This is a genomic window from Winogradskyella sp. 266wxhm (assembly GCF_058964685.1).
In genome coordinates this window covers 2,523,216-2,530,000 of the sequence record NZ_CM179559.1, presented here as the reverse complement: position 1 = coordinate 2,530,000, position 6,785 = coordinate 2,523,216, and the positions used below count along the sequence as shown (strand labels likewise).

4 protein-coding genes and 1 rRNA gene (1 of these 5 only partly in view) are annotated in these 6,785 nt (G+C 33.2%); all 5 read right to left on the bottom strand.

From position 1 onward, the window contains the following. Nucleotides 1-527, bottom strand: a 16S ribosomal RNA gene (locus AC2H4K_RS11225) (it extends 999 nt beyond the left edge of the window). 448 nt (nucleotides 528-975) lie between these two features. Continuing rightward, nucleotides 976-2,895 (bottom strand): putative porin, encoded by a 1,920-nt coding sequence (locus AC2H4K_RS11220; protein WP_493742405.1) that lies wholly within the window; start codon nucleotides 2,893-2,895, stop codon nucleotides 976-978. 118 nt (nucleotides 2,896-3,013) lie between these two features. Continuing rightward, nucleotides 3,014-4,951: a S8 family serine peptidase gene (locus AC2H4K_RS11215; RefSeq protein WP_493742404.1), complete on the bottom strand. Its 1,938-nt coding sequence runs from the start codon at nucleotides 4,949-4,951 to the stop codon at nucleotides 3,014-3,016. Between the two features lie 80 nt (nucleotides 4,952-5,031). Further along, nucleotides 5,032-5,937 (bottom strand): hypothetical protein, encoded by a 906-nt coding sequence (locus AC2H4K_RS11210; RefSeq protein ID WP_281138810.1) that lies wholly within the window; start codon nucleotides 5,935-5,937, stop codon nucleotides 5,032-5,034. Between the two features lie 12 nt (nucleotides 5,938-5,949). Further along, nucleotides 5,950-6,783 (bottom strand): hypothetical protein, encoded by an 834-nt coding sequence (locus AC2H4K_RS11205; RefSeq protein ID WP_281138811.1) that lies wholly within the window; start codon nucleotides 6,781-6,783, stop codon nucleotides 5,950-5,952. Nucleotides 6,784-6,785 lie beyond the last annotated feature (2 nt).

The window sequence follows — 6,785 nt, the reverse complement described above, 5'->3', positions numbered from 1 at the left end:
CGCGGCTGCTGGCACGGAGTTAGCCGATCCTTATTCTTACGGTACCGTCAGCCACCTACACGTAGATGGGTTTCTTCCCGTATAAAAGCAGTTTACAACCCATAGGGCAGTCTTCCTGCACGCGGCATGGCTGGATCAGGCTCTCGCCCATTGTCCAATATTCCTCACTGCTGCCTCCCGTAGGAGTCTGGTCCGTGTCTCAGTACCAGTGTGGGGGATCCCCCTCTCAGGGCCCCTATCTATCGTCGCCATGGTACGCCGTTACCGCACCATCTAGCTAATAGAACGCATACTCATCTTTTACCGCCGAAACTTTAATTTCAATAACATGCGAAATTGAAATACTATGGGGTATTAATCTTCATTTCTAAAGGCTATCCCCCCGTAAAAGGTAGATTGTATACGCGTTACGCACCCGTGCGCCACTCGTCAGCAAAAAAGCAAGCTTTTTCCTGTTACCGTTCGACTTGCATGTGTTAGGCCTGCCGCTAGCGTTCATCCTGAGCCAGGATCAAACTCTTCATCGTTAAATCTTAAATATTATTTAACAACTAATAGGAATTTCTAAGTACTCAAAATGGTTTGTTCTCTTGTTTTAAACCAACCGTTTCCAGTTGATTTTTACGCTGTCAATTCAATATGTTAATGAACTTTTCTTTACTTTCTCTTAACGTTGTTTCGCTAAGCGGGTGCAAATATAAAACCCTTTTTTCATTCCCGCAACATCTTTTTAATTTTTTTTTGAAATTTTTTTTCGATGTGCTTTTTTATGGAAATGAACTTCTGAAACTTGCCCCTCGGGACGTCTGTTTCGGGGCGCAAATATATAACCCTTTTCCTTATTCACAACTACTTTTTTAATCTTTTTTTAATATTTTTTTGCAATTCGCTTATAACTAGTATTTTATATGTGAAAGTTTTTTAGAGGACTTATCTATTTATTAAAAGAGCTCTCTAAATAATAGTAACTATATACTATAAGAAGAAATCCCAAACTAGACCAAAACGTATAGTAAAGTCTCTATAGGGATGGTTTGGCGCAGAGAAATAATCGTAACCTGTAAAAGATGAATTAAAATGTTCTGCTTTAAAAAAGATTCTTGTTTGTCTAATTTTTGCATTGACAAAAAAGTCTAATCTAGGAAAGCCTCCTAGTTTTGTATTATTCTGTGTGTAAAATTCTGCCAACAAAGGATCATATCCATTCATATTATACTCACTAAAATAATTTAGTGTTACTCCAGTTTGCAAAGTCATTGCTTTTTTGAAAAGTTGATTTGTATAATACAATGTGTTTCTTGCAATAAAAGCAGGAACATTAAGAACATCTTCATCACTGACTACATTTTGATACATTAAAGTATTGTCTAAAGCAAAGTTCCCTACTCTAAATTCTTTTTGAACTTTTAGTCGTAGATATTGTAGTGAGTTTTGGTACTGCTTTGGTCTAATTATTTTGACTCCTTCAATATTGTCTTCTAAATTAAAAAATGTATAGTTATCAATATTTGATATATCTAAATCAGCATTTAGATACTTTTCAGATTTTAAACTGAATTTGATTTGTTGTGTGTTTATATTTTCAAAAGAATCAAAGTTGTACCAGTTGTAATTGATATATCCACTTTGATACAAAAGGAAATTATAATTAGGTAATCTTGAATTAATATTTAATCCTGCAGAGAGTTTAATATCATCATTTATTCTTAAATCAATATTTGAGTCAATAAAGTTACCCTTAAAATCATTTGATAAATTAAGCCCTGCTTCTCCCCTAAGTTCTATAAAGTTTATCTTTTTATGATATCCTGCCGATATATCTAAAAAATTGGATTTAATTCTATTTGTTATATATTCATCAGGAAATATAACGACACTATTATATCCATAGTTAATATCATTATACCCTATATTGAAATTTATTCCACCTATTATATTATTATCATATAACAGACCTACTTTCGAATTAAAATTCTCTAGGGTTACTTTATCATTTATGTTATTTGTAAAAAACTCTCCAAAGAAATCTCCTGCTGGCGAGTCTTGGTAATATTGAAAGTATTTATCTTGAAAGAAAATACTATTAGTTACCGACAGTTTGTTATATGACAAGGAGTCTTTTTTACTTACTATATCATAGCTATGTTCTAAATAAAAACGCCTACCTTCTAATATGTTTTCTGCATCTTGAAAATTTGGATCAAAAACAGATCTATCTATGAATTCTTCTTCACCGGAAGTGAAATTCTCAATATCTTCATCTTGTAATCCTCCATTTTCTTGATTAAGGAGATCTTGCATTACTATATGACCTCTTGCTTTGTATCTTTTATTTTTGGATTTATAGTTGGATGTAAATCTAAAGTTTCCTGAACTGGTTAAAACATTTTGATAATTCCCCAAGGATCTTAGTCCTTTGTAAGCAATAGAGAAATTAAACTGTCTAGATAAGTTTACTGTAAAGAAAGCATCTAGCATTTGCCCTTGCTCAAAAGCTGTCTTATACGTTAAGCGTGTCCAAGGGGTTGGTACTTCATAATATCTTATATCATCCGTTTCAAGATAGTTGAAATGTCTTGCTCTAGCCGCAAAGAGTGGCATGGAGTTATTTGTAGCTACATTAAATGATAAAGTATTATAGGTCTGGCCAATATTTGCAAAAGGCATAAGACCAAAATTATCTTTTTGTAAATAATTGAATTTGTAATCTTTTTTAAGGGATAAGGTTGTATCTACTTCTATAGAATCTGAAGTATTGAATTGGAGATACATGCCTATTGTTGCTGATTTATCCTTGCTAATATTATTTGCAAATTCTTTTCTAGAAATAGAGTCGTTTTGAAAATTACCTCTTCTTTTTTTTGATCCTACAATGTCTTGTGCGTAACAAAACATACTAAACTGCAATAACAATAAAACACTTATAAACCTTGATAACATATATTATTAATTATATAAAATAAATAAGCCCTGCTTTAAAATAAATCAGGGCTCAAGATATTTATTATCTTAATTAATTTACAATAACTTTATGATTGTATACTTTTCCATTATTAACTAACTTTAAAATATAGCTACCTGGTGACAAATTAGAAATATCCATGCTATAACTAGTCAGGGCATTTTCTATGATTTCATCACGAACAATTCTTCCTCTAATATCATATATATATAATTCAGTATGAGGTTCAGGGTAAGCAAAATTTATGTTAAGCTCACTTCTAGCAGGATTTGGCCATATCTTGAAACTTTCGCTAGTGTATGTTTCATTACTTAAAACCAAATCAGGAGCTGTCACTATTAACGAGTAATCCTGGGAAGAACTCTGAAGATTTCCTTTATGAGTAACCTGAATAGTGTAAGTTCCAGCAATTGGTGCTTCAATATCAACACGCTCAACTGTATCTACATTATTATCTCCTTTTGTTGCTCCTGAATTAATATTAAAAGCTAAGAGTTTCCATGGTGTATGCTGGATAAATCCACCTGCATCAATAATCCTCAAATCTAAATCATTAACTAAAGCTGGTGTAGAACTATTAGAACTTCCTGCTTGGCTAACACCTGCAGGATCTGTCCAGCAAATAGTAACACTTATTGGTCCAGTTCCAGAGGTTGTAAATGATTTCGTGTATGTTTGACCATTTTGTAGTGTTAATTCAGATATCAATGAATTTCCCACTTCATTATTTTGTATGACTTCTGCAGCATATTTAGAATTTAATAATCCCCAACCAAAAAAAGGATCTGGTCCTTCACGAGAGGAGTCATCATCAGCTGTATGACAAACAAGCCCCTTTAGAGTAGCGGACCTCATATATTGAGAGTTAAGATCATTGTAGTATTGTTGTAACAAAATAAGTGAACCTGCAACGTTAGGTGATGACATAGAAGTACCTGTAGAAGTTCCATAATCATTAATACCAGTACTTACTGTTGAATAAACTGAAGTTCCATCACCAGCAATATCAGGCTTTATTCTACCATCATCACTTGGTCCTTGACTACTGCTAGGGTTTATAGTCATACTCAAAACTTCACCATTAGCATCTATACTAGGGTTTGCAACATTAGCTACAACTAAATTATTTTTAGAGTTTTTCTCAGCTGTTAATTTATCATAACCAGCTGCTAAACCACCACTATACACAGATTGTCCATCATTTCCTGCAGATAAAACTTGTAGATAATAAGGAAAAGTATAAGCAATATCATCCCAAAGAGCTGCGTCACCATTATAACACCCCATCATCCAAGTAGGAGCATTTTGAGATCCACTTTGATTCAACACTGGAATACCATAAGAATGGTTAGATATTAAAAGTGCATTGTTTGAAGCTTCAGATACTACTTCTGCATTGTCGTTTCCCCAATCATAAGAAACCACATTACCTTGAGGCGCCATACCTTTTGCCAAAGGGTCAGCTCCTCTTGCTACAATAGTTCCAGTAACATGTGTTGCGTGATCGTCAAAAGTGCTAGTCGATAACATATCTGGTGTGGTAACCCTATAAACTGGAGGTAAAGCACCATTTGAAAATTCGGTATGGTTTGATAAAGCTAAGCCTTCATCCCATACACCAACAGTCATATTTTGTCCATCTAAATTTAAACCTAAGCCACCACCTGTGTTTAAAAAATTAGCTCTCGTTGCTATAGCACTGTTTACATTATCTATAGACCTATAGATAGGCTCTCCATTAATAACATCAAAAATGTGGTAATTTACACCATTAATTTGTTTGATAATTTTATTTTCAGGATTACTAATCAAGTAATCGTTAATCCTATCTTCTCTTTTAGAGTTAAGTTCATTTATTTTATCTTTTAGTGAACTAATCTGTGTTGGGTTATAATTAGATATAATCACTGCTTTTTCTTCTTTTGTTTGAGCTTCTACAGCAATTGAAACAAAAAAAATAAGGCTTAATACTAAATAACTTTTTTTCATTTTTATTTTTTTATAAATATAAAAAAAAGCATAGCTGTTAACTATGCTTTTTATGATAAAATTATGTGTTTACTCCTAGATTATTGCAAGGTTAGTACAAATTGGTAATCACCATAACCCTCTAATGGGCCTGTAGCAGTTAATACCGAGTTTGTATAATCATAAGATGAACTTTCTATAGTATGAATAGCAAATAAACCAACAACAGGATCTCCTGTATCTGTATTACCATCATTAAAGCTTAAGCTACCATCAAGTCCAAAAGTTAATACAGCACCATCAATAAAGTATGTATCAAAGCCATCTGAATTTGTAATAACAAACTGAGATGCAGTAACATCACCTTCAACTCTTTCTAACTCTACTTGGTAAGACTCTCCAAAGAAATCACTAAGTCCAAGAGGAGCATTCACCCCAGCTATGAACTGTTCATCAACACTGAAAGTTCCTATAAACACATCAAGAGATGGATTAATAACAACTCTCTTAACTACAGGGTATTGAGGTTCACTTTCTAAGCCAGCTGTGATTTGAGAAGAATCAGTTCCTGTTAATTCAACATCAAATATCATAGGCTCTGTTAATGTTACTCCATCTAATTCACTTAAATGAAAAACTAGATTACCTAAATAGTTATAATCAAAACCAGTATTGTTATCTGGCCCACCATGACTTGTACTGCCTGCAGGTATAACTAAAGTACCATCATTAGAAAAATAATTTGCTGGATTATCACCTGAAACTGGTGTCATAGTATAAAATATAGATAAATCCTTACTTGTCGTAGGTACTTGGATATTAACATCAATCTCGATATCTGTTTGTGCTCCTTGAAAAGCACCTACTGTATCAGGACTACCTTCTACAAATTGTACCCATCCACTTTCAACGTTTGGTTGATACTTTAAATCATCACTACTGTCTTCGCATGAGGACATACTCAAAACAATAATAAATAGTCCTAAAAATTTTAATACGTTTTTCATACTCATTTTATTTTATTGTTTTGTGAATTGATAAGTTGTTTGTGAGGGACTAGAACAGTCGCCTTGTACATCATCAGTAAATGTTACATTTAACACAGTATCGTCAGAAGTATCATACATCTCATTAACTGTTGCTGGACCAAACCAATCATCAAAAGAAGAACATGCACATGAGGTACCGTTTAGTGGTACTACAAACTCATTACATACTAAGTTGATATAAAAGTTACGGAATGTTCCACTACAATATGAAGGATAATTTTCTGTTAAGAATGTTCTCTGTGTAGGACCAGAAGCAGATACTTCCACAATTGTACCATGACTAAGAGTATAACCATCAACTTGCGCAGATGTTTGTTCTATTAGATAAGACCCTACAAAATAATCGTCTGGAATTGGACATACTTGAAAAATATTAACTGTATGTGTAGTTGTTCCATAAACAAGATCAGTAGATGAGTCATCCATATTTAAAACTATTGTTTCAGGAGTTGTTTCAACAGATGTATCAACACCGTTAATTGTTAATATACCAAAGTATTCATTCGCTGGTATTGTAACAACAGGATTAACAATAGTATAGTTTTCGGCATTAGCAGTGCTATTCTCTTCATCAAGAGTTACGGTAATAGTTCTGTCAGATGAAGATACCGTAGAAGATTCAATAACAACTTCTACAGTCCCAACATCGTCAATAGTTACAGCCAAATCCGATGTAGCTCCTTGAAAAGACACTAAGGTTTGACCATTAACATTGTCAAATGTAGTATCGCTTACGTCATCATTACCACAAGCAAAAAATGCAAGTGTGATAAGAGAACTAAATAATATTTTAACTTTTTTCATTT